This is a genomic window from Kitasatospora sp. NPDC048545 (assembly GCF_040651155.1).
Classification (GTDB): domain Bacteria; phylum Actinomycetota; class Actinomycetes; order Streptomycetales; family Streptomycetaceae; genus Kitasatospora.
This window is the reverse complement of sequence record NZ_JBEZIQ010000058.1, coordinates 26307-51345: the sequence shown is the minus strand read 5'-3', so window position 1 is coordinate 51345 and position 25039 is coordinate 26307. Positions and strand designations below refer to the sequence as shown.

23 protein-coding genes are annotated in these 25039 nt (G+C 73.1%); 12 read left to right on the top strand and 11 right to left on the bottom strand.

The window, feature by feature from the left end:
• Positions 1–160 precede the first annotated feature (160 nt).
• Genes AB0D10_RS37245 through AB0D10_RS37225 form a run of 5 tightly spaced genes read left to right on the top strand, consistent with a single transcriptional unit; the run spans position 161 to position 5226 of the window.
• Positions 161–760: a bacilysin biosynthesis protein BacA gene (locus AB0D10_RS37245; protein ID WP_360264530.1), complete on the top strand. Its 600-nt coding sequence runs from the start codon at positions 161–163 to the stop codon at positions 758–760.
• Entirely contained in the window at positions 757–2025 is a 1269-nt protein-coding gene (locus tag AB0D10_RS37240) for a DUF6421 family protein (protein ID WP_360264527.1), read from the top strand. The genes AB0D10_RS37245 and AB0D10_RS37240 overlap by 4 nt, the downstream gene beginning before the upstream one ends.
• Positions 2019–3065 (top strand): DMT family transporter, encoded by a 1047-nt coding sequence (locus AB0D10_RS37235; RefSeq protein ID WP_360264524.1) that lies wholly within the window; start codon positions 2019–2021, stop codon positions 3063–3065. Before AB0D10_RS37240 ends, AB0D10_RS37235 begins: the two co-directional genes overlap by 7 nt.
• On the top strand, positions 3062–4342 hold the full coding sequence (locus AB0D10_RS37230; RefSeq protein WP_360264521.1) for an ATP-grasp domain-containing protein: 1281 nt from the start codon (positions 3062–3064) through the stop codon (positions 4340–4342). Before AB0D10_RS37235 ends, AB0D10_RS37230 begins: the two co-directional genes overlap by 4 nt.
• On the top strand, positions 4339–5226 hold the full coding sequence (locus AB0D10_RS37225; RefSeq protein WP_360264518.1) for a branched-chain amino acid aminotransferase: 888 nt from the start codon (positions 4339–4341) through the stop codon (positions 5224–5226). The genes AB0D10_RS37230 and AB0D10_RS37225 overlap by 4 nt, the downstream gene beginning before the upstream one ends.
• A 262-nt stretch (positions 5227–5488) precedes the next feature.
• Here AB0D10_RS37225 and gndA read toward each other — a convergent pair whose 3' ends face one another.
• The 8 genes from gndA to AB0D10_RS37185 form a co-directional block, all read right to left on the bottom strand.
• Positions 5489–6934: an NADP-dependent phosphogluconate dehydrogenase gene (gene gndA, locus AB0D10_RS37220; protein WP_360264516.1), complete on the bottom strand. Its 1446-nt coding sequence runs from the start codon at positions 6932–6934 to the stop codon at positions 5489–5491.
• A 121-nt stretch (positions 6935–7055) separates the two neighbouring features.
• Complete coding sequence (locus AB0D10_RS37215) at positions 7056–7319, bottom strand: hypothetical protein (protein WP_360264513.1); 264 nt, start codon at positions 7317–7319, stop codon at positions 7056–7058.
• A 514-nt stretch (positions 7320–7833) separates the two neighbouring features.
• Positions 7834–8793, bottom strand: a complete 960-nt coding sequence (locus AB0D10_RS37210) for a DUF5996 family protein (protein ID WP_360264562.1) — start codon at positions 8791–8793, stop codon at positions 7834–7836.
• A 348-nt stretch (positions 8794–9141) separates the two neighbouring features.
• Positions 9142–9540 (bottom strand): hypothetical protein, encoded by a 399-nt coding sequence (locus AB0D10_RS37205; RefSeq protein WP_360264511.1) that lies wholly within the window; start codon positions 9538–9540, stop codon positions 9142–9144.
• A gap of 108 nt (positions 9541–9648) precedes the next feature.
• Positions 9649–10284: a DUF6817 domain-containing protein gene (locus tag AB0D10_RS37200; RefSeq protein WP_360264509.1), complete on the bottom strand. Its 636-nt coding sequence runs from the start codon at positions 10282–10284 to the stop codon at positions 9649–9651.
• A 114-nt stretch (positions 10285–10398) separates the two neighbouring features.
• Entirely contained in the window at positions 10399–11304 is a 906-nt protein-coding gene (locus AB0D10_RS37195) for a 2-dehydropantoate 2-reductase (protein ID WP_360264506.1), read from the bottom strand.
• Positions 11305–11356: 52 nt separating this feature from the next.
• Positions 11357–12184 (bottom strand): hypothetical protein, encoded by an 828-nt coding sequence (locus AB0D10_RS37190; protein ID WP_360264503.1) that lies wholly within the window; start codon positions 12182–12184, stop codon positions 11357–11359.
• Positions 12181–12762, bottom strand: a complete 582-nt coding sequence (locus AB0D10_RS37185; protein WP_360264500.1) for a hypothetical protein — start codon at positions 12760–12762, stop codon at positions 12181–12183. The genes AB0D10_RS37190 and AB0D10_RS37185 overlap by 4 nt, the downstream gene beginning before the upstream one ends.
• 603 nt (positions 12763–13365) lie before the next feature.
• Here AB0D10_RS37185 and AB0D10_RS37180 point away from each other — a divergent pair.
• The 3 genes from AB0D10_RS37180 to AB0D10_RS37170 all read left to right on the top strand — a co-directional run bounded on the left by AB0D10_RS37180 (position 13366) and on the right by AB0D10_RS37170 (position 17079).
• Positions 13366–14130 carry an ABC transporter ATP-binding protein gene (locus tag AB0D10_RS37180; RefSeq protein ID WP_360264559.1) on the top strand — a complete coding sequence of 255 codons (765 nt, stop codon included), beginning with the start codon at positions 13366–13368 and terminating at the stop codon, positions 14128–14130.
• Between the two features lie 5 nt (positions 14131–14135).
• A complete protein-coding gene (locus tag AB0D10_RS37175) occupies positions 14136–15527 on the top strand; it encodes an ABC transporter permease (protein WP_360264497.1) in 1392 nt (463 codons plus the stop codon).
• A 331-nt stretch (positions 15528–15858) separates the two neighbouring features.
• Entirely contained in the window at positions 15859–17079 is a 1221-nt protein-coding gene (locus tag AB0D10_RS37170; protein WP_360264494.1) for a sensor domain-containing protein, read from the top strand.
• Positions 17080–17256: 177 nt separating this feature from the next.
• On the opposite strand, the gene AB0D10_RS37165 is transcribed toward AB0D10_RS37170, so the two are convergent.
• Entirely contained in the window at positions 17257–17925 is a 669-nt protein-coding gene (locus AB0D10_RS37165) for a response regulator transcription factor (protein ID WP_360264491.1), read from the bottom strand.
• Between the two features lie 770 nt (positions 17926–18695).
• On the opposite strand from AB0D10_RS37165, the gene AB0D10_RS37160 reads away from it, so the two are divergent.
• The gene (locus AB0D10_RS37160; protein WP_360264488.1) at positions 18696–19013 is read left to right on the top strand and encodes a hypothetical protein; all 318 of its coding nucleotides are present in this window, start codon (positions 18696–18698) and stop codon (positions 19011–19013) included.
• Between the two features lie 7 nt (positions 19014–19020).
• Here AB0D10_RS37160 and AB0D10_RS37155 read toward each other — a convergent pair whose 3' ends face one another.
• Both AB0D10_RS37155 and AB0D10_RS37150 read right to left on the bottom strand, forming a co-directional pair.
• A complete protein-coding gene (locus tag AB0D10_RS37155; protein WP_360264485.1) occupies positions 19021–19542 on the bottom strand; it encodes a DUF5959 family protein in 522 nt (173 codons plus the stop codon).
• A 776-nt stretch (positions 19543–20318) separates the two neighbouring features.
• Entirely contained in the window at positions 20319–21317 is a 999-nt protein-coding gene (locus AB0D10_RS37150; protein ID WP_360264482.1) for a ScbA/BarX family gamma-butyrolactone biosynthesis protein, read from the bottom strand.
• A gap of 462 nt (positions 21318–21779) precedes the next feature.
• On the opposite strand from AB0D10_RS37150, the gene AB0D10_RS37145 reads away from it, so the two are divergent.
• The 3 genes from AB0D10_RS37145 (at position 21780) to AB0D10_RS37135 (ending at position 24843) form a co-directional block, all read left to right on the top strand.
• The gene (locus AB0D10_RS37145) at positions 21780–22508 is read left to right on the top strand and encodes a ScbR family autoregulator-binding transcription factor (RefSeq protein WP_360264479.1); all 729 of its coding nucleotides are present in this window, start codon (positions 21780–21782) and stop codon (positions 22506–22508) included.
• Positions 22509–22933: 425 nt separating this feature from the next.
• Positions 22934–23788: an AfsR/SARP family transcriptional regulator gene (locus tag AB0D10_RS37140; protein WP_360264476.1), complete on the top strand. Its 855-nt coding sequence runs from the start codon at positions 22934–22936 to the stop codon at positions 23786–23788.
• A gap of 305 nt (positions 23789–24093) precedes the next feature.
• The gene (locus tag AB0D10_RS37135; protein WP_360264473.1) at positions 24094–24843 is read left to right on the top strand and encodes a C39 family peptidase; all 750 of its coding nucleotides are present in this window, start codon (positions 24094–24096) and stop codon (positions 24841–24843) included.
• The last annotated feature ends 196 nt before the right edge of the window (positions 24844–25039 follow it).

Sequence of the window (25039 nt, the reverse complement as noted above, 5' to 3'; positions counted from 1 at the left end):
CCGCAGACAGGTCACAGCAGTTGGACGCGGAGATACCGCCGCAACGGGAAGACGCGCAGCCGTGCCACGACGCCGGTGCGCGCGGGTCGGTGCACCCCACCGGCCCCACCGAAGAACCCGGTTCCGAGACCGACCGGGACCGCGTACGCATGGGGGAGTCTTGAGCATCGCCACCGGAACCCGTCCCCGCACGGGCATCGGCGTGGACAGCATCCGATATCTGCACACCCTGGGCCCGCACGGGACCAACCTGGAGACGGCAGCCCACGAGTGGCTCCAGCGCAGGGGCATCGACGGAAGCGTCGAACTCCACGCCTCACTGGAAAGCGCCCTCGAATCCGTTCCCGCCGACGGGCGGCACGCCCTGGCCGCCTGCGCCGTCTACCCGGCGCTGCACACCCTGACCTTCGGGAACCTGCACCGCCTGCACATGGTCGACAGCTTCATCATGCCGACCCACAACATGGTCCTGGCCACGGCCGGTCCGGACATCCCGAGGACCGTGTCCTCGCACCCCGCGCCCGCCGGCCTGATCGCGCCGACAGCCGAGACGCGCATCGTCCTGAGCAACTCCCAGGCCGCCATCGACTGCGCCGCCGGGGAGACCGAGGGCTGCATCACCACCATCGTGGCCGCCGAGCGCCACGGCCTGCGCGTACTGCGGGACTTCGGCCCGGTGCCCATGGTGTTCACCATCCACCAGGTCCTGGCCGTGGACGAGCCGGCCGACCGCACCGGGGACGCGGGGGTCCTGCTGTGACGACGAACGCTCCCCTCAGCGAGGAACTGCGCGCCCGGGCCGCCGAGCTCACCGGTTCGCTCATCCCACGGGTCAACCGCTTCCGGGCCCGCCAGGCCGACGGCGGCACCATCGCCGCACCGACGGTCGAGGACCGCGACCTGCTCACCGCGATCCGCGACGAGGCCACCGCCTGGTACGCGCGCGGCGGCCTCGACCACCAGGCCGACGCGCTCGCCGCCGACGTGGACGACTGGATCGCCGAAGGCCTCGACAGCGCGCCGCACTTCGCACGCTCCAGGGACGCGCTGCACGCCCCCGAGGACGGCGCCCCGGTCTTCTTCCTCGCGCCCGCCCAGAGCACCAACTCGGTTCCCCCGGTGGGCAAGCGGCTCGACTGCTTCTTCGCGGTGCGCAAGGAGCCCGACGCACTGACGAGCCTCGCCGAGACGTACCCCCACCCGAAGAACAACTGCCAGTCGCTGGTGCTGATCGCGGGCAGCGACGGTTTCACGCACGGCAACTGCATCGTCTTCTTCCCCGAGAACGTCGCCGCGCGGGACAAGGTCGTCGACCAGGCTTACGCGATGTTCTTCTACAACAAGATGCGGAAGATCCACGAGACGTACGCCCTGCCCGGCGCCGAAGCCGTGCTCACCGCGGACTCGGTACCCCGCGCCTCGTCCGGGCTCGCACCCGAGGTGTGCTTCGAGGCCCGCGCGATCTGGGGCTACCTGCACGACTCGATGCACTACCAGGGGCGCTGGCCGTTCGACCAGCACATCTCCCTGAAGATGAACTGGTTCGTCGGGCTTCTCGAAGAAATCAAGGTCGACGCCAAGACCGTCCTGGCCTGCGCGGACGGCGACGTGCCGTTCGCCCACGAGCAGATCGACATGATCCTGCTCGAACGCATCTTCCGCTACCCGCAGGCCGAGGACGCCACCCGCAACTTCGACTCGGGCACGGGCGTCTTCCTCTACTCCTGGCTGCGCGAGCACGGCGCGCTCACCGGCTCGCCCGAGAACGGCGCTCTGCTGCACCTCGACCGCGACAAGGCGCTGGACGCACTGCGCGCGTTCGTCTCGACCGTCGAGGAGTTGGAGGAGCAGGTACGGACGGACGACGAGTACCGGGCGGCCGCCAAGGCCCTCGTCCGTACCTACCTGCCCGAGGGGGAGCCCAAGCAGCGCTACCGGTTCACCGACGACCAGAGCGTCCTGCTGAGGGCGAAGCTCCCGCTGGCCGGCCTGCCGCCACTGCGCTTCACGGAAGCGGAATGGTGACGGACGACGGTACGCGCACGACGGTGCGCGGAGACGGACGGCTGGTCGTCCCCGCACTGTCCTGCCTGATGGTGCTCCTGCTGGCGGCGGGGTGGGTCGCGTCCGGGAAACTGGTCAGCGGCACACCGCCGTTGGCAGTCGCCGCGGGCCGCACCGCGGCGAGCTTCGTGACCATCACCGCCGTCGCCGTGCTGCGCCCCCGCACCTGGAGCGCCATCCGGGCGAGCTCCCGCCGTTACAGCGCCGTCGTCCTCCTGGCGTTCCTGGGCTTCTTCGCGTACTACACGGGGACCCTCCTCGGGGTCGAGCAGATCGGCGCGTCCCGGGTCGGCCTCGTCGTGTCCCTGCTGCCGTGCATCACCTTCGCCATCGGCAGCGTCGCCTTCCGCGAGCACGCCACCGTGCGCAAGGCCGCGGGCGCCGTCCTCGCCGTGGGCGCAGCCCTGGGCTACGCGCTCGGCGACGGCCCGGCGAGCGGCGACGCGACCGGGTCACTGACGACGGGCGTCCTGCTCGCCCTGGCCGGGACGTTCACGTACGCGCTGTACGGCTACGTCTACCGCCGCCACATGGCGGACGTGCCGCCGATGGCCGCACTGCCCGCGGTCACCGGCGCGGGCACCGTGATGCTCGGCGTCGCCACCGCCCTCTACTGCCCACTGGGCGGCGTCTCCGCCGCCCAGTGGGCCGGGGTGGCGCTGCTCGGCGCGGTGCTGACCGCGCCCGTCTTCCTCATCTCCCACGAGCTGATCCTGCGCAAGGGGCCGCTGTTCACCTCCGCCGTCGCCCTCACCGTGCCGTTCCTCATCCGGCTCGGCGAGTGGGCGACCGGAGAGGCGGACGCACCCGGCCCGCTCGCCCTGCTGTTCCTCGCGCTGTGCGCGGCGGGCGTCTGGATGACGGTGGCCGCGCAACCGGCCGCCGCAGCCACGGCGGACGAACAGCAGCGGGACCCCGACCCGTCCGAGCAGGCCGTCGGCGCCTCGGCGACGGGCGTCCCGTCCCCGAGCCCAGACCCGTCCGAAAGAAGCACCCTGTGAACCACGCACCCACCGACCGCCCCACCGTCGTCCTGGTCTACCAACGCACCTCGCTGCCCTGGATCTTCGACAGCGCGCTGCGCGCCGGTGTGGACCTCGTCCTCGTCCCTCGCCCGGACGAGGACGTCGACCCCGAACGGCTGCCTCCCGCCGTTGTCGAGGTGCTGCGCCTCGACGTGGAAGGGGCGCCCGCCGAGGCGCTGGCCGCGCTCACCGAACGACACCGTGCCGCGCCGTTCGACGGGATCGTCACGCTGTACGACCCGGCCGTGCCGTTCGTCGCGGACGTGGCCGATGCCCTCGGCCTGCCCGGACTCGGCGGAGACGTCGCCCGGACCGTCCAGGACAAGCGGCTGATGCGCCGCAGGCTGGCCGACGCGGGCCTGAACGTTCCCGGCTTCGCGACCGTGGATGCCCCGGACGACTGGGCCGAAGCCGCCCGCCTCGACTTCCCCGTCGTGGTCAAGCCCGCCAACGGATTCTCCAGCCTGGGCGTGACCAAGGCCGATACGCCCGAGGAGCTGGGCGCCGTCGTCGACGAGGTCTGGCAGGTCTGCGCGAGCAAGCTGGGCCGCGTGACGGGGCTGGTCGTCGAGGAGTACCTGGACGGGCCCGAGCTGGCCGTGGAGTCCCTCGCCCACGAAGGCCGGGTCCACGTCCTGTCGATCGGCTACAAGGGCGAACCGGTCGGCCCCTACTTCGAGGAGGGTGTCTACCGCGCCCCCGCGCTCCTGCCGCCGCACGTCCAGGAGGCCGTCGTCCGCGAGGTCGTCGCCGCGCACGCGGCCCTCGGCGTCACCGACGGCCCCACGCACACCGAATTGCGGCTGCGCGGCGGCGAACGCCCCTACCTCCTGGAGCTGGGCGCCCGCGTCGGCGGCTCCGGCGTCTCCCACTACGTCGCGCACCACGTCACCGGTGTCGACCTGGCCGCCCAGGCGCTGCGCATCGCGGTCCGCCTCGCCCCGGTCCTGCCGCCCACACCGGGGCAGCTCGCACCGGCGGTCGGGGCGGCCGCCAACTACATCGTGCCGTGCGGGGGTTCGGGCCGGATCGTCGCCCTCCACGGCCTCGACGAGGTGGCGAAGGACCCCCGGGTCGACCACGTCGTGCAGATGCTCCACCCGGGCGACGTGGTACGCCCCTACCCGCACTTCACAGGCTATCCGGCGTTCGTGCTGTCCCATCACCCGAGCACGGAGGACGCCGAGGAGTTCCACCGGTTCCTCGCCGACAGCATCCGCATCGACTACGCCCCGGAAGGCGACACCCAGTGAACACCCCGGCCCTGGACGATCGTGACGGCGTCATCTGGTACGACGGCCGCTTCGTGCCCTGGCGCGACGCGCGGCTGCACGTGCTCTCCCACGGACTGCACTACGGCGGGGGCGTGTTCGAGGGCGAACGCGTCTACGAAGGGCAGATCTTCAAACTCACCGAGCACACCGAGCGGTTGCACGCCTCGGCCCGTGAACTGGGCTTCGAGATCCCGTACTCCGTCGACGAACTCGACCGCGCGACCCGCGAACTCGTCGACCGCCAAAAGGTCCGCGACGGCTATGTGCGCCCGGTCGCCTGGCGTGGTAGCGAGCAGATCAGCGTGGCCGGAACGCTCGCCTCCGTACATGTCGCCATCGCCACCTGGGAGTGGCCGCACGTCTTCTCGGCGGACGCCGCGTCGCGCGGCATTCGGCTGGGCACCTCCCGCTGGCGCCGCCCCGCCCCGGACACCGCCCCGGTCCGCGCCAAGGCGGCCTCGCTGTACAACATCTGCACGCTGGCCCGCGACGAGGCGGACCGGCATGGCTACGACGACGCCCTGCTGCTCGACTACCGGGGGTACGTCGCCGAGGCCACCGGCGCCAATCTCTTCCTGGTCTCCGAGGGGACCCTGCACACCCCCACCCCGGACTGCTTCCTGTCGGGCATCACCCGCCGAACCGTGCTGGACCTGGCCGGGGACCTCGGCATCAAGGTCGTCGAACGCCACATCCGGCCCGAGGAACTGGGCACGTTTGACGAGTGCTTCCTCACCGGCACGGCGTACGAGGTCCAGCCGGTGCGCTCGATCGACGCACACGAGTACCGCATCGGCACAACGGTCAGGTCCCTGTCGGAGGCGTACACCCGTTTGGTGCACGCCGGGGGCGCGAGCGGCTGAGCAGGCCCGTCCGAGCGGCGCCTGGACCACAGCAGCCCCGGCCGGCAGTGCGTCCTGCGAGGAGCGGCGCAGGACGTGTGCCTCGTTCCGCCGCGCTCCCGGCAGCGCCGGACTCCGCGAGGCCCTGGAGTCCTGCGTCCGCGCAGTCGCTCCGGCCGGTCTTCCGGCAGGTTGACGCGGGCCGGTGAGCACCGTGTGGTCGAGGGCCGGGACGATGAGGCGTGAGCCGACGTCGAACCCTCGCCGGCGGTCGAGGGGCCCGTCAGCGCTGCTCCTCCGGGCGGCCCGGGACTTCCCAGCGGGTGTGGAAGATCCCGTCCCGGTCGACGCGGTGGTAGGTGTGCGCACCGAAGAAGTCCCGCTGGCCCTGCACCAGCGCGGCCGGCAGGCGTCCTGCCCGAAGGCCATCGTAGTAGGCGAGCGCGGTGGCGAAGCCGGGGGCGGGAACGCCCAGTTGGGCCGCCGCCGAGACGACCCGCCGCCAGGCCGACTGCGCGGAGTTCAGAGCCTCCTGGAAGTGCGCGTCGGTCAGCAGCGTGGGGCGCTCCCGGTCCGCCTCGTACGCGGCCCTGATCCGTTCCAGGAAACGGGCCCTGATGATGCATCCGCCGCGCCAGATCGTGGCCATCGCGCCGGGGTCGATGTCCCAGGAGTGCTCCGCGCTCCCGGCCTGGATCTGGTTGAAGCCCTGGGCGTAGGCCACCATTTTGGAGGCGTACAGGGCCTGTTCGACGTCGTCTGCGAAACGGTCCGCCGCTGCGCTGTCGAGCCAGGTCTCGGTGGGACCGGGCAGGTCCCGGCCGGCCCGCCGCAGCGGCACGCTGCCGGACAACGCGCGGGAGAAGACCGCCTCGGCGATCCCGCTCACGGGCACGCCGAGGTCCAGCGCGCTCTGGACCGTCCAGCGGCCGGTGCCTTTCTGCTCGGCCCGGTCCAGTACGACGTCCACGAAGGGCCTGCCGGTCGCCCCGTCGGTGTGGGCCAGGATCTCGGCAGTGATCTCGATCAGATAGGACTCCAGGCGCCCGCCGTTCCAAGTCCGGAAGACCTCGGCGATCGCGGCGGGCTGCAGCCCGCCTCCGTGGCGCAGCAGGTCGTATGCCTCGGCGATGAGCTGCATGTCGGCATACTCGATCCCGTTGTGGACCATTTTGACGAAGTGGCCGGCGCCGTCCGGCCCGACGTGGGTGCAGCAGGGCTTGCCGTCGACCTCGGCCGCGATGTCCTCCAGTAGCGGGCCCAGGACCCGGTAGGCCTCCGGCGTGCCGCCGGGCATGATGCTCGGCCCCTCCAGTGCACCCTGCTCGCCGCCGGAGATCCCGCAGCCCACGAAGTGCAGTCCGCGTTCCCGCAGGGCGGCCTCACGCCTCCTGGTGTCGGGAAAGTGCGCGTTCCCGCCGTCCACCACCACGTCACCCGCGTCGAGCAGTGGCACCAGCTCGTCGATGACCGCGTCGGTCGGTGCCCCGGCCTTGACCATCATGACGATCAGCCGGGGGCGCTCCAGAGCCGCGACGAACGCCTGCGCGGTCTCGGCGGCCACGAAGTCGCCCTCGTGCCCGAACTCCTCAAGCAGCGCCGCGGTCCGTGCCCATGTCCTGTTGTGCACAGCCACACGGTGTCCGTGGCGGGCGAAGTTCCTGGCCAGGTTGCGGCCCATCACGGCCAGGCCGGTGACGCCGACCCGGGCCGATGACTGTTCGGTCATGGCGGGAACCTCCAAGGCTTTCGGGGGCTTGCGGCCAGGGCCGCCGGGTTCGAGGACGCAGGGTACGCCCGCTGCCTGCTCGTCCGGTGCTCCTGCGTGTCCGGTACTTCTGCTCGTGCTCCTACTCTGCGGAGAGTGCGAGGACCTCGTCCTCGGGAAGCTCGACGTACTGTTCCCCGCCCGCCTCGAACTGCGCCCCGGCGCGCAGATTGAAGAGGATCCGCTCGCCGACCTTGACGTCCACCGGGTGCGGCTTGCCGCTTCCCAGTGGCCGGCCGGGCCCCACCGCCACCACCTCGCCCTTCCACCGGTCCGGGTCCTGCGGGGCCGCCTCGCCGATCGGCTTGACGATCAGGTGGTCGTGCTTCGGGTGGAAGTCGGGCATGACGATTTTCCTCTCACGTGTGCGTCTGCAGAGCAGCGGCAGCCCCCCCACATCGATTCTGCCGGGGTTCGGCGTTCCCGCACCCGAACGGTGCCGGGGCCCGGGGTCCGCCGGGCTTGGCCTACTCCGTTCGGGTTGCAGTGCGGAGGGGCCGCCCCCGGTCCCGCGCCGTCCGCCGGAGCACACCTACCGGCCCGCCTCGGCGCTGGTGCCGCTCGACCTCCGGACCATCCGATCGACGCCGGTCGTGGGCGATTTCGAAGGTGCTCACAGTGCGCACGCCCATCGTCCTCATTGCTTGAGCATTCACGCCACAAGGTGGGACCTGTCGATTTGAAGGCTCGGCTTCCGTCGTCCACGGCAGTGTCGCGACCGTCACCATGACGCTCCGACGCGGCCCGGACGCCTTCACCGGCCTCTTCGTGCTGGTCCGCGACGACGAAGGCCCGGCGGATCGCCATCAGGGCCTGTCACCGGCACTCCTGGGCAGCCGCCTGCCGGATGCGACCCGACGTCACAGACCGTCCTCCCGGAGCGGTGCGGCCGGCAGGCGCGGGTCCGTGACTCCACCGGGGCAGGCGAGGTCGCCGACATCCCAGCCGGCCCGGACGGCTCCGGCCCGGTACGCGCTCTCGTAGAAGGCGAGCACGGCCGCTCGCGGATCGGCCTCGTTCCGCGCCGCCGCGTAGGGCAGGACCGCAAGGTGGCTGCCGCCCAGCTCGGTCCACTTCGCGGAAGCGGGTGCGAGCTGGTCTTCGGCCAGGTGCGCCGGCTCGGGAGCCGTGTACGAGTAGAAGGCCGGTTCGCCCAGGTTGTCGTCCCCGAACCAGAACCCGAAGCTGATCAGCTCCCTGGAGTACGCCTCGCGGGTCACCGGGTCCACCTGCGCCGGCTGGTCCACGGCGCGTCCGGAGAACCGGCTGTGGGCGACGTCGAACGAGTGCCAGAACAGGTGGACCGGGCTGACCTTGCCCGAGAAGCGCGCCGCGAACTCCTCCAGCACCAGCCCGACCTGGCTGAGCACCTGCCAGTAGCGATTCGCCCAGGCGGGATCGTAGGTCGCGTGCTCGACGTCCTCGGCGAACGGCCGGTCGGAGTCGGCCAGCCGGTAGGGCCGGGGGAGCTGGAGCTCCACCCGGATGCCCATCGCCGCCAGCGCCTCCAGGGTCTGCCGGTAGAACGAGGCCACGGACTGGCCGATGAGCGGGAAGGACTCCCTCCCGCCGTCCGCCGCAGCGACGACCAGCCGGTGGTCGACGAAGTCGAAGTCGATGGTGAAGATCGGGTTGCCGTCGACCTGTCCCATGGGCCGCGTGGTGATCCCACGCCCGGTGAGGTGGAAGGGGACGTTCCACCAGTGGTTGCGCCGCACGCTCGCCGCAAGGCGGATCTTGCCCACCACCTGCGCGAAGCGGTGCACGGTCTCCTTCGTGTCCCGCCACTCGGCGAGCGGTATCGCCGGGAACAGCTCCATCGTGTGTCCCTCCTGCCGGTCCGGCCGCAGTTCCATGATGACCACGGTCGTCCGAACGCGCAGACGGAGGCGGGACGGGACCAGCAGTCGCGGCTGACTGCGATGAGTCATGGCACGGGCACCTGATGTAGCCGGATCATCATGGCTCGATGTCGACGAATCGGCCAGCCGTTCCAGCCGGGGGCTCTGCCGGCCCGTGCCGCTCGTCGGAGGAGATGCCCGCGCGAGCGCGAGGTCGACACTCCGTTCGGTGGTGGTGCTCCCGGCCCGGCCCGGGCGGGGCCGGGAGCGGTGGATCGCGGTGGGGGCCGTCGCGGTGCGCGGTGCGCGGTGCGCGGTACGTTCCGGTCAGGCTCCGGCGCAGGCCTTCGTGACGTCGCCGGCGGCGCTGGTGATCGCCCCGAGGTCGGGCTGCTTGTTGTCGGAGACCTTGTCGATGGCGTCGTTGACCGACTTGGAGAGCTTGTCGGCGGCAGTGTCGAGCTTGTCCCCACCGTCCTGGCGGATCTTCTTGGCATCGTCGACGATCTTTTTCAACGCGTTGACGGTGCGTTTGCGGCGTTCGTCGTCGGTGATCTGGCCCACGTTGACCGCCGAGTCCGCGAGGTCCTGGACGTCGCCGGTGAGGCTGATCGCGCGTTTCCCGCAGTCGATGGCCTGGTCGGCGTTCTTGCACGCGGTGAACAGCGGGGCCGCGATGAGCACCGCGAGTGCGGTGGCGGCCAGACGGTACGGCTTCTTTGTCATGTCAGTATCCCTCCCGCCGTGGACAACGCCGTCCTGCCGTGCGGTGGTTCCGGCGGAGCGGGTGAACGGTAGGCAAAGTCTCCTTTCACTACGGAACATGACGTTCCGTCAGATTCCTCGCCCGGTGGGTTTCGTGCAGTTGTTCTCCTGCGGCCCGTTCTCTTCCTCCAAGGCGCCGGAGTCCGGCCGGAGGAGGTCCGTACAGGCCCGCCAGGCGGCGGGCGGCAGCCGGTCGCGGGTACGGGCGAAGAGCTGGTACAGGCCCGGTCCGTAGCGGGCGGCCAGGTCGGTGTTGTGGGCGAGCACGTCGAGTTCGTTGGCGACCGTGATGGCGAGGAAGGCGCGCAGGTCCTCCTCCGGCGGAGTGCGGTCGGTCCCCGTGAACCGGTCACGGAACACCACCGGTTCGTCGATGCCCAGGCGTGGGTACACGGCGGCCCGGTCGCAGCTCGCGTAGAGGTGGACCAGCGATTCGGCGCGGGCGCCGACGAGGTCGACCAGGGTGTCCCGCCGGTCGGGCGCCAGCAGGGCACGGTCGAAGCCGTCGGTCCCGTACGCGGCGTGGCAGAGTCCCGCGGCCCGGACGGCGGGGTCGCAGCCCCAGTCCGCCAACAGGCCTGCCACCCGCTGAAGATGGGCCAGCAGCGTGCCGCCCGGATGGGGGATCCGATCGGCTTCGTGGGCGCGGAGGAATGCTTCGATGCGGTGCCGGGCGTGGCCGCTCGGATACTCGGAAGGCGTCACCCCGCCGGTCCTACCCGTTTCTGCCGGCTTCTCCCCGCTTCCCGCCTCTCCTCCTGTTCGTGCGCGTTCCCATCGCCCTCCCGCCGGTCGGGCGTGGACGCCCCGGTCACCCCGTCACCCCCCGGTGGGCGCCGACAGCTCGTCCACCAGCCGGGTGAGGGCCGGGACGGCCACCCCGTGCGCCTCGGCGGCGCGCAGGACGGCACCGCCGATCGCGTCGAGCTCGGTCGGCCGGCCGGCCTCCACGTCGCGCTGCATCGAGGACTTCATCGTGCCGGGGATGCGGTCGAACATCGTGAGCAGTGCCTGTGCGTCGGCCGGAGCGCCGACCGCGCGGGTGACGGCGGTGATCTCGTCCAGGACGGTGAGGAGTTCGGGCCGGTGCTCGGAGCGCACGGCGCGGACCCCGCCCGGGTGGCGGGTGGTGAGCAGGGCGAACGGGGCGAGGAAGGAGAGCTTGCTCCACAGCATCGCGGTCTCGTCCTCGCACAGTGCCACGGGCAGGCCGGAGCGCCGCAGCTGCTCGGCGAACTCCGGGACGGGCGACAGAGGTTCGCCGGTCGCGGCGAGTTCGACGGCGGCGAACGGACTGGTGTGCTCGATCCGCCCGGGCGCCGTACGGGTCGCCTCGACCCGGATCGTGCCGGCCACGACCCGCGCGGCCGGGTAGCGCAGGCGCAGCACCGCCATGTGGTCCAGGCCGTTGAGCAGCGGGACCACGAGCGCGGAGCCGAGCACCTGCGGCGGCAGCCGGTCGAGCGCGGCCGACAGGGCCGTCGCCTTGACGGTCACGAGGACGGCGTCGACCGGCGCGCGCAGCTCGGTGGCGGCCTCGACCCGGGCGGTGAACTCGCCGAACTGCCCGCTGCGGACGCGCAGTCCGTCGCGGGCGAGGACGGCGGCGGTGTCCTCGCCCGCCAGACAGACGACGCGGTGCCCGTCGCGGGCGAGCAGACCGCCGAGCAGTCCGCCGACGCCCCCCGGTCCGAGGACCGCGACGGTCAGGGGGTTGGTGGTCATGCTGACTCCCGTGGGTGAGTAGGGGGCAGGGCGGGCGGGACGGGACCGGCGGCTACGGAATGTCCCAGTAGAAGCGGCCCTCCGAGCCGTCCGGGCTGAGGAAGCCGAAACCGTCGCCGTAGCCGAAGTCGAGGACGTACGGGTCGCCTTCGTCCGAGGCGTCCGTGAGGGCGAAGAAGTACCGCCACGGCACGGGGACCTCGGCCCGGCCGCTCGGGAAGGACGGGAGACCGCCGACGTGGTCGTGCACGTGGCCGCCGTCGGGGAACCGGACCTCGGGGCCCTCGCCGCGCAAGTACCGCTGGAAGGCCGCCCGTTCGTCCATCGACCGGTCGAGGTCGGCCGGCAGCGGCAACAGGTCGAGGTGGAATTCGACCGGTGTGCCGCCTCCGTCGGGGTCGCGGCGCCACAGCGTCCGACCGCGGGTACCGGGCGGGCCGATGACCGCGAAGGACGGGATCCGCCCGCCCGGCTGCACCAGCAGCACGGCGTCACCCGCCTCCGGGTCGAGCCCGCCCGTGATCTCGCCCTCCTCCAGGAAGAGGTAGGCCAACCGCACCGGATCCTGTGCGCCCTCCTCGCCCTCCTCGCGCTCCTCGCCCCCCTCGCGCTCCTCGCCCTCCTCGCTCGGGACGGCGAACTGGCCGATGAACAGCAGCGGTTCACCGGTGGTGGGGGAGAGCGGCCACGACGGTTCGGCGAGCCAGCAGGGCTCGCCCCCGAGCTTGGGGACGGGCGAGGTGATCGGTTGCTCGGCCTTGCGCAGGGAGACCTGCAGACGGGGGAGGAAGGCGGCGTCGTGCGGGCCGGTGGCGGTGCCGGTCGGGCGTGGGGCCGGCGGGGGCAGGGTCGGCAGGGTTGCCGGGGTCGATGGGGTCATGAGGTCGCCTCGGTGTGGTGGTCGTGTTCGGTGAGGTCGTCGCGCTCGTCGTGGTGGCTGTCGTGGTGGCCGTCGTCGTGGCGGGCGTCGAAGGAGACGCAGTCGAAGGTGAACGGCGGCTCGTGGCGCGGCTTCCGGTCAGGGGCGGTCGGGCGGCGCGCGGCCGGGTGGCGGGAGAGATACAGCGGACCGTGGCGGAGTGTGCCGTGGATGGGATCGGGCACCGAGAGGCCCTCGGCGCGCAGCGCCTCGACCAGCTCGTGCGCCGGCCAGCCGAGGAGGTCGATCCCGCGGTAGCCGACCGGGCAGGCGGGGCGGTCGTCGTTCGGGTTCCGGCCGACCGTCACGCTGCGGAGGCGGTCACGGTCGTCCGAGCAGAGGGTGACGCCGGCCCCGGGCAGCTCGAAGGCCAGTGCCCACCGGCAGCCGCAGACGAAGGCGCTCCGCACGCCGTCGGGCAGCAGGTCGCCGTGCCGGGCCAGCAGCGCGCGCACCGCGGCCTCGGGGAGACCGAAGCGCAGCTCGGGCAGCGGTGCGGGCAGCCGGACTCCATGGCCGGGCAGCAGGTCGATGGTCACCTGGTCATGATTCCTCGTGAGCCGGGCGGAGGGGAGCCCGGGGCGGAAACCGGCGAACCCGTTCGGACCTCGCCGTGCCGGGAGCGCCGGGAGCGCCGGGAGGGCTGGGGAGGGCCGGGAGCGCCGGGGTGCCGGGAGCACAGGGGAGCCGGGCGACAACGGCCGTGCCGCGTGGGGCGCCCGCTCACGGCGGTGGCACGCTCGACCGGCCGGGCCCGGCGGCACCGGCCCGCACCTGCTGGTCGAGTGTGGTCAGGATCGTCCTGGACTCGGCCGTGCAGTGGCGGTGGCGCTGTTGCCGGCGGTGGCGGTGCCCGGGCGTGGTGGTGCTGGTGGTGGGCGAGCGGCTGCCGTCGTGGCCGCGGTGCCCCGGGCGGTCGCGCGACGACGCATCCGGGCCGGCAGCACCTCCCGTCGGGCACCGGCGACCTACCGAGGACGGCGGGATCGTCGGACCGGGGCGACCGGCACCCGACCGGTGCCGGAGCTCCGACCCGGGCGAGTGGCGCCACCTGCGGGGTTCGGTTTTCCGAACCCCGGATTCGGGGGCCAGCCCAATCGATCTCCCGGCCCCGGACGCCCACGATGGAAGGCATGAACGGGATGACGACAGCCGCAGCCTCGGCGGCACATGACGGGGTATCGGGCGCGGCCCTCAGCGGGGAGGGACTGCACCGGGAGTACGGGCGGGGCTCGGCGGGCGTCCGCGCGCTGCGCGGGGTGTCCGTGGCCTTCGCGCCGGGGACGTTCACGGCGGTGATGGGGCCCTCGGGCTCGGGCAAGACCACTCTGCTGCACTGCCTGGCCGGGATGGACCGGCCGACGCGGGGCACCGTCCGGTGGGGCGGGACGGAGGTGTCCGGGCTCCCCGAGCGCCGGCTGGCGGAGCTGCGCCGCACCCGGATGGGTTTCGTGTTCCAGGCCTTCAACCTGATGCCGGCGATGACCGTCGCGCAGAACGTCGAGCTGCCGGGGCGGCTGGCCGGGCGGCCACCGGAGCGGGGCCGGGTGCGGGAGGCACTGGACCGGGTCGGGCTGGCCGGGCGCGAGCGGCACCGCCCGGGGCAGCTGTCGGGCGGCCAGCAGCAGCGGGTGGCGATCGCCCGGGCACTGGTCGCCCGGCCGGAGGTGCTGTTCGCCGACGAGCCGACGGGCGCGCTCGACCGGGCGACCGGGCACGGCATCCTCGACCTGCTGCGCGAGGGCGTCGACGTCGACGGACAGACCTGCGTCATGGTCACCCACGATCCGGTGGCCGCCGGGTACGCGGACCGGGTGCTGCTGCTCGCGGACGGCCTGCTGGTCGACGAACTGGTCAGGCCCACCGCCGCGCAGGTCGGCGAGCGGCTGAGCCGGTTGGGCGGGTGAACGCGATGAGCGGTCCCGTGACGGCCCTGTCGGTCGGACAGATCCGGCGGCGGCCCGCGGCCTTCGCAGGGCTGGCGGCGGCGCTGTTCCTGGCCATGGCGGCGGTGACGCTGTTCGGCTCCCTGGTCGCCGCACAGGTGACGGCCCCCGGGGGAGTGGCACGGGCACCGGTGACCGGGCCGGGCGTGCTGGTGATCGCCGCGGCGTTCGGCGAGATCGCCGTGCTGGTGGCGCTGTTCGTCGTGGTCAACGCGCTCGGCTTCACCCTCCGCCAGCAGCACCGTGACTTGGCCCTGCTGCGAACCGTCGCGGCGACGCCCCGGCAGGTGCGGCGGGTGGTCCGCGCCCAGGTCCTCGCGACCGTCCTGCTGGCGGCCGTTCCCGGCTGCGCGGCGGGCTCCCTCGCCGCCCGTGCCTTCCTCGCCGCCCTGCAGCGGCGCGGGATGGCCGCGCCGGGTCTGCACGTACCCGGGACGCCGGTGCCGATGCTGATCGCGCTCGTGGTGGCGCTGCTGGTCGCCCTTGCGGCCACCGCCGCCGTGGCCCGCCGGATCACCCGGCCCGCGCCGGCCGTCGCCCTGACCGAGGGGACCGGCGGGCCGCGGGGGACGGGCGTTCTGCGGCTGTCGGCCGGGGTGGTGGTGCTGGCGGGCGGTGTGCTGCTGCTGAGGCTGGCTGCGACCAGGCCGGCCGGGGAACTGGACAAGGCGGGGCAGGCGTCCCTGCTCGGTTCGCTGGTGCTGTCGGTCGCGGTCGCCCTGCTCGGGCCGCTCGCGGCCCGGGTGCCGGCCGCCCTGCTCGGCCTCCCGGTGCGCGCACTGGTCCCGCGGGCGGGCTGGCTGGCCGACGCCAACCTGCGCGGCTACGCGGCCCGGCTCTCCTCGGCGGTGGTCCCGGTGGCGCTGCTGGTCGGACTCTCCGGCACGATGTTGATCATGACCAGCACCGCCGAGCGGGTGGCCCGGGCGACCGGCGCCGAGACCAGCGTCACCAAGGCGAGCGACATCTGGCTTCGCCAGGCGGAGCTCGGCCTGCTGGTCTGCTTCGCGGCGGTCTCCACGGTCAACACCCTGGTCGCGCTGACCGCCGACCGGCGCCGCGAGTTCGCGCTCCTGCGCCTGGTCGGGGCCACCCGGCGGCAACTGCTGCGGATGCTTTCCGTGGAGGCGCTGCTGACCACGGCGGTCGGCGTGCTGCTGGGCTCGGCGGTGGCGGCCGCGGCCTCCGGGGCGTTCAGCTGGGCGGTGCGCGGGTCGGCGGTACCGGTGGTGCCGGGCACGGGGTGCGCGTGGGTGGTGCTGGGGGCGGTGGTCCTGACGGTGCCGGGGATCGTGGGCACCGGAGTGTGGGCGACCGGCGGATCGGCGGTCGAGTCGGTGGGCGGGGCACGGACGTGAGGTTCGGGTCAGGGGTGCGGGGGGCGAGGGTGCGGGCCGACGCGGACGTGGACGTGGACGTGGACGTGGACGGCGAGGCGGCTCCTCGCGGGCCGTCCCGGGCAGTGGAGCGGCGCGGTACGGCGGCAGGGCGCGCAGTGCGGCGGCAGGGCCCGGTACGGCGGCAGAGCGGGGCGGATGTGGTGGTTCCGACGGTGCCTGGTGGATGCTGGGGCCGGTCCGCGGGTGAGCGGTGAGGCAGACGGCGGTGCGACGGACGGACGTGCGGAGGCGGGTGGTGATGCGGACGGTGGTGACGCGGACGGCGGCTGAGCGGCGGCGGTTGCCGGCGGTGCGGGGTGACGAGGTCGCGTTCGCCGTCCTCGGGCTGCCGCTCGGCGTGCTCGGCGGTGTCTACGCCGTTGCCGTCCTCTACGCGGGGGTGTTGCTCTCGCTCACCGTGCTGGGGTTGCCGTTCGTGGTGGCCGCGTTGATCGGGGCACGGTGGATCGGTCGGTTCCACCGCCGGCTGGTCGAGTGGCTGCTCGACGAGACGGTGCCCGAACCGCCGCCGCTGCCGCGCCCGTCCGGGGTGCTCGCCCGGGGCCGGGTGGTGCTGACCGATCCGGTGGCCTGGCGGGTGCTGCTCTACCTCTTCCTGCGGCTGCCGGTCGGAGTGCTCGGCTTCCTGGCCGCGGTCGGGCTGCCGCTCGGGTCCCTGTGGCTGGTGGGCTTCCCCGCCTGGGTACGGCTGCTGGAACCCGGCCCACGACCGATCGGCTGGTCGGACGTGCTCGCGGTACCGGTCGGCCTCGCGCTGCTGGCCGTGGTCCCCGCCGTGCTGCGGGCACTGAGCCGCGCCAACCGGGCGCTCGCCCGCACCCTGCTCGGGCCGGTGCGTTCGCAGCAGCGGCTGCGCGAGCTGGAGAGCGCCCGGGTCACCCTGCTGGCCGAGAACAGCGGCCGGCTGCGGCGGCTTGAACGCGACCTGCACGACGGCACCCAGGCGCAGCTGGTCGCGCTCGCCATCACCCTGTCGCTGGCTGACGACGCCCTCACCGACCAGGCCGCACCCGACCTCGGGCGCCTGCGCACCCTGGTCGACCGTGCCCGCGGGCAGACCGACGACACCATCACGGGCCTGCGCCGGCTGACCCGCGGCATCCACCCGGTGGCGCTGGACGGCGGGCTGGCCGAGGCGCTGCCCGGCCTCACCGCCACCGCGCCGGTGCCGGTCACGGTCCGGCTGGACCTGCGGGAGCGGCCGGACGAGGCGATCGAGCGGGCCGTCTATTTCTGCGCGGCCGAACTGCTGACCAACGTGGCCAAGCACAGCGGAGCCCGGTCGACGGAGCTGACCGCGAGCGCGGTCGACGGGAGGGTCCGGCTGACCGTTCGCGACGACGGGTGTGGAGGTGCCTCGATCGGCACCGGCACCGGTAGCGGTACAGGCAGCGGCAGCGGACTGGCGGGCCTGGCCGAGCGGCTCGCGGCAGTCGACGGGGTACTGCGGGTGGACAGCCCGCCCGGCGGACCGACGGTGGTCAGCGCCGAGCTCCCCGTCGGGCTGTGATGGACAGTCGGCGGGGGCCGATCGGGGCGGGGCATGCCATGAACGGGGCTCATGAGCCGGTCATGAGTCACGCTGATGACTGCTCCATGAGTAACGCTCATGTGCCGAGCCCATGAGCACCCCTCAGGTCACGAGCCGACCCATGCGTGGTGCTCATGAATGATCTGCGGGCCTGCCTCAGGACGCGCCGTTCTCCGCGAGGTAGGTGAGCACGGCCTTGACCCGTCGGTTGTCGGCATCGGTCGCGGGCAGGTCGAACTTGGTGAACACGGCGGCCACGTGCTTCTCCACAGCCCGTTCCGACACCACGAGCTGCGCGGCGATCGAGCGGTTGGAGTGGCCCTGTGCCATCAGCTCCAGCACCTCCCGTTCGCGCGGGGTGAGTGTGTCCACCCGGTTGCGCCGCGGGCCCCGGATCAGTCCGTTGACGATCTCCGGGTCGAGGGCCGTGCCGCCGGTGGCGACCCGGTGGAGGGCATCCACGAACTGGGAGGTGCGGGCCACCCGCTCCTTGAGCAGGTAGCCGACGCCGGCGGCGCCGTCGGCCAGCAGCCGGGCGGCCCAGGCGGTTTCGACGTGCTGGGAGAAGACCAGGATCCCGACCCGGGGCATCGTGGCACGGATCTCGACGGCCGCCCGGATCCCCTCGTCGGTGTGGGTCGGTGGCATCCGGATGTCCACCACGGCCACGTCGGGCCGGTGTTCGGTGACGGCGGCGACCAACTCGGGTGCCGTGCCAGCGGTGGCGACCACGGCGCAGCCGCGCGCGGTGAGGAGTTCGACCATCCCGTCCCGGAGGATCACCGAGTCCTCGGCGAGGACGATGCGGAGCTGCTTGTCGGTCATGCCGCCATTATTCCGGGCGACCGAGGCGGGTCGTCCCCGCAGTCCGGTGAGGTCTTCAGTCCAGACGAGACACCAGACCGGTGAAATTGCCGTGGAGCGATGACCGAGAAGCGATGACCGAGAAGCGAGGCGCCCGTCCCGCTGCCGTCGTTGCTGCGACTGCGACTGCGGCCGCGACTCCCGCTGTCGCTTCCGGCTCTGCTCCCGTCGCAGAGCCCGTCGCCCTGGCCGCCCGCGAGCTGCGCTCGCCGTCGCCAACCGGACCGTCGCCGTGGCCGGGCCGACCCTCGGCGGTCTGCTGATCGGTGCGGGCGGCCGGCGGACTGTCCTCGCCGTCAACATCCAGCTGTTCCCGGCCTGCCTGGCGCTCGGGTCGGCCCGCCTGCCCGTGCCCGCCGAGCGCCGCGACCCGGCCGGCCCCATGGCCCGCATGGCCGGCGCGATCTCCGTAGCCCGTCAGGCCGTCAGACCGCCGACCGCCGACCGCCGGATCGGCAGGATCGGCCCGCCCGGCCCGACCGCCTCCTGCCTGCGCCAACTCCTCGGCTGCACCGCCGCCTTCGCCTGTCGCTACGGCCGTACCCAGCGGCTGGAGGAGGGGTGCGGCCTGTCCGCCGGCGGTGCCGGACTGGTCCTGCTGCCGCTCTCGTCCACCACTCTCGCGGTGTCCGGTCTCACCGGCCGCAGTCCGCGGCAAGCTCCTGGTCGGCGCCGTGTGCCGGCTTCCCGCCCGCGCCGCACTGGTGGCGGCGCGCGCGGACAGTCCGGCGGTGCTGCTGCTGGTCGCGGTGGGCGCGGTGGCGGGCATTGCGCGGGGGTTGATCGGGCTCGGAACCCGGACCCCTCTCCACCACCAGGTCGACCCGGCCGCCATGGTCTCCGCGGCCGGGCTGCTGCGCACCTTCACCTGCCTCGGCGCGATGGCCGCTTCCGCCGTGAACGCCGCCTTCCTGCCCCGCGGAGCCACCGGGGACGGGCTGCACCACCTCACGCTGTTCATGCTCGGCGGCGCGGCCCTGCTGTTCCTTCTCGCGCTTCCCGGTCGCTCGCCGGATCGGATGTCAGGTCAAGCCGTAAAAAGCCGTTGACGATCGGTCAGTCGTCCGCGGGCGTCCCGCGCCAGGCCGGGACACCGGGGGCGATCTCCCCGGGCGGGTAGGCGTCCCGGACGAGCGCGAGCAGCGCGTGCTGCTCGTCCAGCCAGCCCGCAGCGGGGGAGAGGACGACCCGGAGGGTGACGCCCGAGTCCTCGGTGTCCGAGACGGTCACCCAGAGCCCGCCTGGCCGCCCGGGTTCGATCCTCAGCTCCGGGCCGTGCTCCTCGTCGAGCCAACGGACCGCGAAGCCCTGGCGCAGCCGGTCCAACGCCGTCTCCCAGCGCTGCAGATGGCGATCGGTCACCAGGGTGACGAACTGTCCGCGCACCGAGTCGGCGGTGACGGTGATCTCGCAGTCCAGCCAGTCGTGCCCGAGCGGGGAGCCCGGCGCGTGCCGTCCGAGCACCCGTACGCGGACCGCGCGGCCACCGGTCCGTCCGTCCCGGCCGGGGGCGTCGTCGGTGCCGGGGCGGTCCGTCAGTCTGATTAACTCGTGCTGGTGCGAAGCGACTTCACTCACGGCGTGCTCCCGTTGGCAGCGGATTCAAGGGCTGACATCCTCGCGCAGGTGTTCGTTCCGGTGCCAGACCGAGGGGGTGGTGCGTTCCCGCTGGGATCCGCCGCGGTGACGTTCGTTCCGGCCGGCACTCGCCGTCCGGGGCGCTCGGCGCCGGCGGTGACCTTTCCCGTCCGCGTCCGCTTCCGACCCCCGTGCGGCTCCGCCGGTGTCCGAGCTCCGCCGGCCCGTCGGCCCGTCGGCCTGAGGACCTACGGACCTCGGTGCCCGGACGAGGACTGCCCACCGGGCCGAGGCTCGGGTCCCGAAGGATGCCGCAACGCCCCCGACCCTGTCCGCCCACCGGGTGCGGTCGCTGACTCGGGACCGGCGCGCGGCCGGGGAGCCGAGGCGGTGGCGCGCGGCGTGGTGCACCCCCGCCGCCGACCTCCTGGTCCGCTTCTGCCGTCCCGTCGGCCCCGGTCGGGCAGCGCGCCTCGAACGAGATCGCCAACGGCTGGCTGCAGCAGTGCTTTCCCCACGGCGCCGACCTGCCCGTCCGGCCTCCGGAGCACTCGGCCGTGGCCGCCGCGCTCGACGGCCGCCCACGCAGGACGCCCGGCCGGGAAACCCGGTCGGGCGTCTGCCTGAACCGATGGCGGCCTGATCGAGCCGACCACGCGGTGCGATGACCACGGGAGGGCGTCGAGGAGGTCGGGTGGGCCGTTCGGGGTGGTGTGGGTCGCTGTGGCGATCCCGGCCGTACCGGCTGCCCGCGCGGTGCGGCGGCGTGGGTCGGGTCAGCGGTGGTCCGGGTGTCCGGTGAGGACGGTGGTGAAGATGGGCTCGCCGTGCTGATGGCCGGTCACGGTGGTGGTGAGGGCGTCCGGGTCCCCGCCGGGGGTGTGCCGGGCGGTGATGATGGTCGGTGCGTCGTGCTCGGCGTAGCGGTGGAACGTGGTGGCGGCGGCGGTCGGCGTGACGGTCGCCGGGTTGGCGAGCGCGTTGGTGGCCTGGCGGGCCGCCTCCAGCAGGACCATGCCGGGGATGTGGTCGTTGGCGTGGTCGAAGAGGATGGGGTGCCAGAAGTCGGGAGTGAGGTGCCAGGTGCCGGGTGCGTCGGCGGGGGTGAGGACGACGTCGCACGGGCGGAGCCGGCCGACCCGGGCCGGCGCCAGCGGCTCGGCGGTCGTGCCGGGCACGGGCAGGGCGTCGACGTCGTGGCGTCCCCGGCGGAGCCGCTGGTAGGTCGAGCCCGGGACGGTGGTGAAGCGGGCGAAGCCGGTGGCGGCCAGGTGCGGGCCGCGCCGGACGACGGTGCTCAGGGTGAAGTCGACCGAGGTGCGGTTGCGGCGCGGCTGGGCGAGGAGTTTCGCCTCGATGGTGAGGTCGGTGGGCTCCGCTCCGATCAGCAGTTGGCGCGGCCGGGTGGTGTAGTCGAGGTTCCACATCATGAACTTGTGGTCGAGCGGGACGCCGAACTGGGTGTGGGCGAGGTAGAGCCCGGCTTGGCGGATCGTTTCAGCAGCCTGGATCGGGTCGTGCCGGGTGCCGTCCGGAGTGCTGAAGAAGGTGTGCGCCCGGGGCCATTGCGCGGAGACCGCGAAGGTGGTCTCGTTCAGCTGCCGGCTGCCGGTCAGGAAGACCTCGGCGTGGCAGGCCCGGTGGACGTACTCCTTGGCGACGGTGCTGGTCAGGCGAGGTGCCGGGCCGGTGGTCGGGCCCGGTCCGGGGATGGTCCCGGGGGCCTCGACGGTGGTGAAGGCGGCGGCAGGCGTGCGGAAGGCAAGCAGAGTCATGGGGAGCGCTCCGAAAGGCCGTGACGGGCGGGGTGGGCTGCTCAGGGCTCGTAAGATACGTACCTACCGGTTTGCTTTTCAAGGAGCCAGAACGAAGGTTCGTCGGCGGCCGAGCATGGGTGTTCGAGCGTCCGGGTAGGGGCTCCGATCCCTTCCACGGGCTGTGTCGGATTGGTGAAGGCCGGTTGACCTGCGGCGATTTGATGACTCGGACTTGACGAGTTCATTATCACGAGGGGGCTCCGCGCGGGAGTGGCGGCCACAAGTAGGAGCTGCTGTTCCGGTTCGGAGGCCTCCAGTGGAGGTCCCGGCCACCTGGGTGACCCATACCGTCCACGCGGTTTTTCATCGCTCAAGGACGGCCCTATGTGACCTGGGACGCAGGGATCATCCACGGGCCCGACGGGTAAGATACGGGGTGTTTGGTTTTGTTTGCCGAGCGTTTCGGGCGGGGTGGTTGCGGTGGTGCGGCAGGAGCGGGCGGTCCGGACGCGTCGACTGATCCTGGAGGCGGCGGCGTCGGTCTTCGACGAGTACGGCTACGAGGGGGCCACGATCGGCGAGGTCGTCGCCCGCGCGGGCGTGACCCGCGGTGCGGTGTACTTCCACTTCGCGTCGAAGCGGGAACTCGCCCAGGGGGTCGTCGAGGAGCAGTTCGGCCGGGACGACCTCCCCGAACGGCACTGCAAGCTCCAGGAGTTCGTGGACCTCGGGATGGTGGTCGCCCACCTCATGCCGCGCGACCCGCTGTTGAGCGCCGGTGCGCGGCTCTCGCTCGGCCAGGACGTGTTCGGTGACTTCAGCGGCGGCGCCGCGCCCGGGTGGATCCAGCGGGCCGAGGGCGTGCTGATGTCGGCCGGCGAGCGGGGTGAACTGCTGCCCCAGGTGATTCCCGCCGAGACGGCGTGGCTGGTGACCGGGGCCTGGACGGGCGTGCAGATCCAGTCCCAGAAGCTGTCCGGCCGGGCCGACCTGGAGCGCCGCATCGCGGCGCTGTACCAGCACCTGATGCCGAGCATCGCGGTGCCCGGGGTGCTCGCCACCCTCGACCTCGGGATGGACCGCGGCGGCCGCGTGGTGGCCGAACTGGAGGCGGCCCGGGCCGCGGAGACCGGCGGAGGCGAGGCCGGGGTCGGGGTCGAGGTCGAGGCGGGCGCAGGCGCAGGCGCGGGCGGGATCGGCTCCGTCTGACACGCCGGGTTCCGCTTCCTCCGCGGCGCCCCGCCCCGATCCGCTCGGTCGGCAGTACCGGTCGCTCCCGGTTTCGCTCCGCTCCGTCTGTTCCGTCTGCTCTGTCCGTTCCATCTGTTCTGTCCGCTCCGTGCGCTCCGCTCGGCGGGGGTGCGGGGGTCGGTTTCGTCTCGTCCCGGTGGGTCGGGCGGGCGGCCGACGTGGATCGGTTGAGGCCGTCGACCCGCTCCAGGGGCGATTGCTCCGCCCAAAAACAAACAGCGCGTTCGGTTTTGTATTGACAAACCGTCCGTCCTGTTTTTGGATAGGCGTCGGGTGCTCAACCGGTCTCTCCGCGGTGTCTCGCGGGAGCGCCGAGCAGCGGAGCATCCGCCCGGTCGGCGGCCGTCGGGGTCGCCGATCCGTCTGGATTTGGGGTGGTCGTCATGGAAATCCGGGTGCTGGGGGCCTTGGGGGTCCGACTGTGCGGGGCGTCGGTGGTACCGACCGCCCCGAAACCGCGGCAGGTGCTCGCCCTGCTGGCCTTACGGGCCGACCAGGTCGTCCCGGCCGGTGTCCTCGCCGAGGAGCTCTGGTGCGGCCGCCCGCCGCGCAGCGCGCGCACCACGGTGCAGACCTACGTCCTGCAACTGCGCGACCTCATCGACCGCGCGCTCGCCCAGGGCGAGGACGGTCCCGGAGCCTCCTGCGCCAAGGACGTCCTGGTCACCTCGGCGGGCGGCTACATGCTGAACAGCGGGGGCGGCCTGGTCGACCTCCAGGAGTTCGACCGCCTCGCCGGGCACGGCTACCGCGCCATGGACGCCGGTGACTTCCCGCTCGCCGCCCGCCAGTTGGGCGAGGCGCTCGCACTGTGGCGCGGCCCGGCCTTCGCGGACATCCCGGTCGGGGGCCAACTCGCGGTCGAGGCCAAGCGGTTGGAGGAGACCAGGCTCTGCGCACTGGACCAGCGGATCGAGGCCGACCTGAGGCTCGGCCGCCACCGCGTCCTGCTCGCCGAACTCACCGTCCTGGTCGACCGCTACCGCACCCACGAGAGCCTGCACGGCCAGTACATGATCGCCCTGCACCGCTCCGGGCGGCGCGGCGAGGCCCTGGAGGCCTACCAGCGCCTACGGAACACCCTGGTAAGGGAGTTGGGCATGGAACCGTCCTCCGCACTGCGCCGCCTCCAACGTTCCATCCTGCTCGCCAACCCCGAACGGCCCGACCAGGACCAGCCGCCCGCGCCGGTCGACGGACCCACCTCCCGTCCCGCCCGCCTCACCCGGGTCGGCTGACCCACAGGCCCCCCCGGCGGCGCGAACCCCGGGCCGGCCGGGGCGCACGGCGGCACGGCGGCCGGTGCACCGGCACGCTCCCGGGCGTCGGTTCGGAGCCTGCCGCACCACGCCCGGCCGGCGGCAGCGGACGCGCTGTCGCCGGTCCCCGCCCGCCGTGTTCTCCCCCCCGGCGCCGTGCGGGCGGGGAACGACCCCGGAGGGTCGCGCACCGTGGCCCCCACCGGCACGCCCGGTCTCCCCAGCTGCGGGACGGGCGAGGACGAGGTGCCATGGAAGGGGGAATCCAGCGAAGGAGAAGCGCCATGACGAGGAGCGAGCACGTCCGCGACCACGTCCGCGACCGCGCGCGCAACCTGCAGCCCACGCGCCGCCGGGCCAGGCGGTTACCGCGCGGCGGGCGGTTGACGGCGCTGGCCGCCGCCCTGGCCGGTGCGGCCACACTGCTCTGTGCCACACCGTCGAGCGCCGCCGCCACCGGGGTCCCGTTCTACTCCCAGCAGCTGGCCAACGACTGCGAGGCGGCATCGCTGCGCATGGTGCTGGCGGCTCGCGGCGTCCAGGTCGGGGACCAGGCCGTGCTCGCTCGGATCGGCGTCGACCGGGTGCACTACCAGGTGGGCGTCTCCGGCCCGCTCTCCGGCGATCCGTACCGTGCCTTCGTCGGCGATCCCAACGGCTCGGAGGCGGCCGGCACCGGCTACGGCGTGTACTACCCGCCGGTTGCCCAGGCCGCGCGGTCCTACGGCCTCTCGGTCGTGCAGGCGGGACAGGGCGTCAGCCCGTCCCAGGTGCGCGCGCAGGTGGCTGCGGGCCATCCGGCGATCGTCTGGGTCAACTACGGCTGGCGCGATGTCGCGGCAGGCTCGTACACCGCCTACGACGGCCGCCAGGTGCTCTATGCGGGGCCGTCCGAGCACACCGTGGTCGTCTCCGCCGTCCGTGACGGCCAGCTCCTGATCGACGACCCGAACCGCGGGGAGTCCTGGATCAGCGAGGCCACCTTCGACGCCGGCTACGCGACGTACCAGGACATGGCGGTCATCGTCCAGTGACCCCGCGCCGTCTGTTCACCCCAGGCCGCCCGACGTCGTGAGGGCGACCTGGGGTGACGGGCCCCGGCAAGCGGGGCAGACCGCGGAGGCGGCCGGAACAATGCGGCAGCCACGCGGCCACGCAGCCACGCAGCCACGCAGCCACGCGGGCACGCGCGCACGGACCCCGGAGGGCGGAAATTCACTGGCCCCCGGG

Coding starts and splice junctions, on each gene's coding strand:
- AB0D10_RS37180 (WP_360264559.1), top strand. CDS start 13,366: ATGACGACAGCCGCAGCCTCGGCGGCACATGACGGGGTATCGGGCGCG.
- AB0D10_RS37215 (WP_360264513.1), bottom strand. CDS start 7,319: ATGCCCGACTTCCACCCGAAGCACGACCACCTGATCGTCAAGCCGATC.
- AB0D10_RS37165 (WP_360264491.1), bottom strand. CDS start 17,925: ATGACCGACAAGCAGCTCCGCATCGTCCTCGCCGAGGACTCGGTGATC.
- AB0D10_RS37150 (WP_360264482.1), bottom strand. CDS start 21,317: ATGACTCTGCTTGCCTTCCGCACGCCTGCCGCCGCCTTCACCACCGTC.
- AB0D10_RS37175 (WP_360264497.1), top strand. CDS start 14,136: ATGAGCGGTCCCGTGACGGCCCTGTCGGTCGGACAGATCCGGCGGCGG.
- AB0D10_RS37205 (WP_360264511.1), bottom strand. CDS start 9,540: ATGACAAAGAAGCCGTACCGTCTGGCCGCCACCGCACTCGCGGTGCTC.
- AB0D10_RS37195 (WP_360264506.1), bottom strand. CDS start 11,304: ATGACCACCAACCCCCTGACCGTCGCGGTCCTCGGACCGGGGGGCGTC.
- AB0D10_RS37235 (WP_360264524.1), top strand. CDS start 2,019: ATGGTGACGGACGACGGTACGCGCACGACGGTGCGCGGAGACGGACGG.
- AB0D10_RS37190 (WP_360264503.1), bottom strand. CDS start 12,184: ATGACCCCATCGACCCCGGCAACCCTGCCGACCCTGCCCCCGCCGGCC.
- gndA (WP_360264516.1), bottom strand. CDS start 6,934: ATGACCGAACAGTCATCGGCCCGGGTCGGCGTCACCGGCCTGGCCGTG.
- AB0D10_RS37210 (WP_360264562.1), bottom strand. CDS start 8,793: ATGGAGCTGTTCCCGGCGATACCGCTCGCCGAGTGGCGGGACACGAAG.
- AB0D10_RS37140 (WP_360264476.1), top strand. CDS start 22,934: ATGGAAATCCGGGTGCTGGGGGCCTTGGGGGTCCGACTGTGCGGGGCG.
- AB0D10_RS37135 (WP_360264473.1), top strand. CDS start 24,094: ATGACGAGGAGCGAGCACGTCCGCGACCACGTCCGCGACCGCGCGCGC.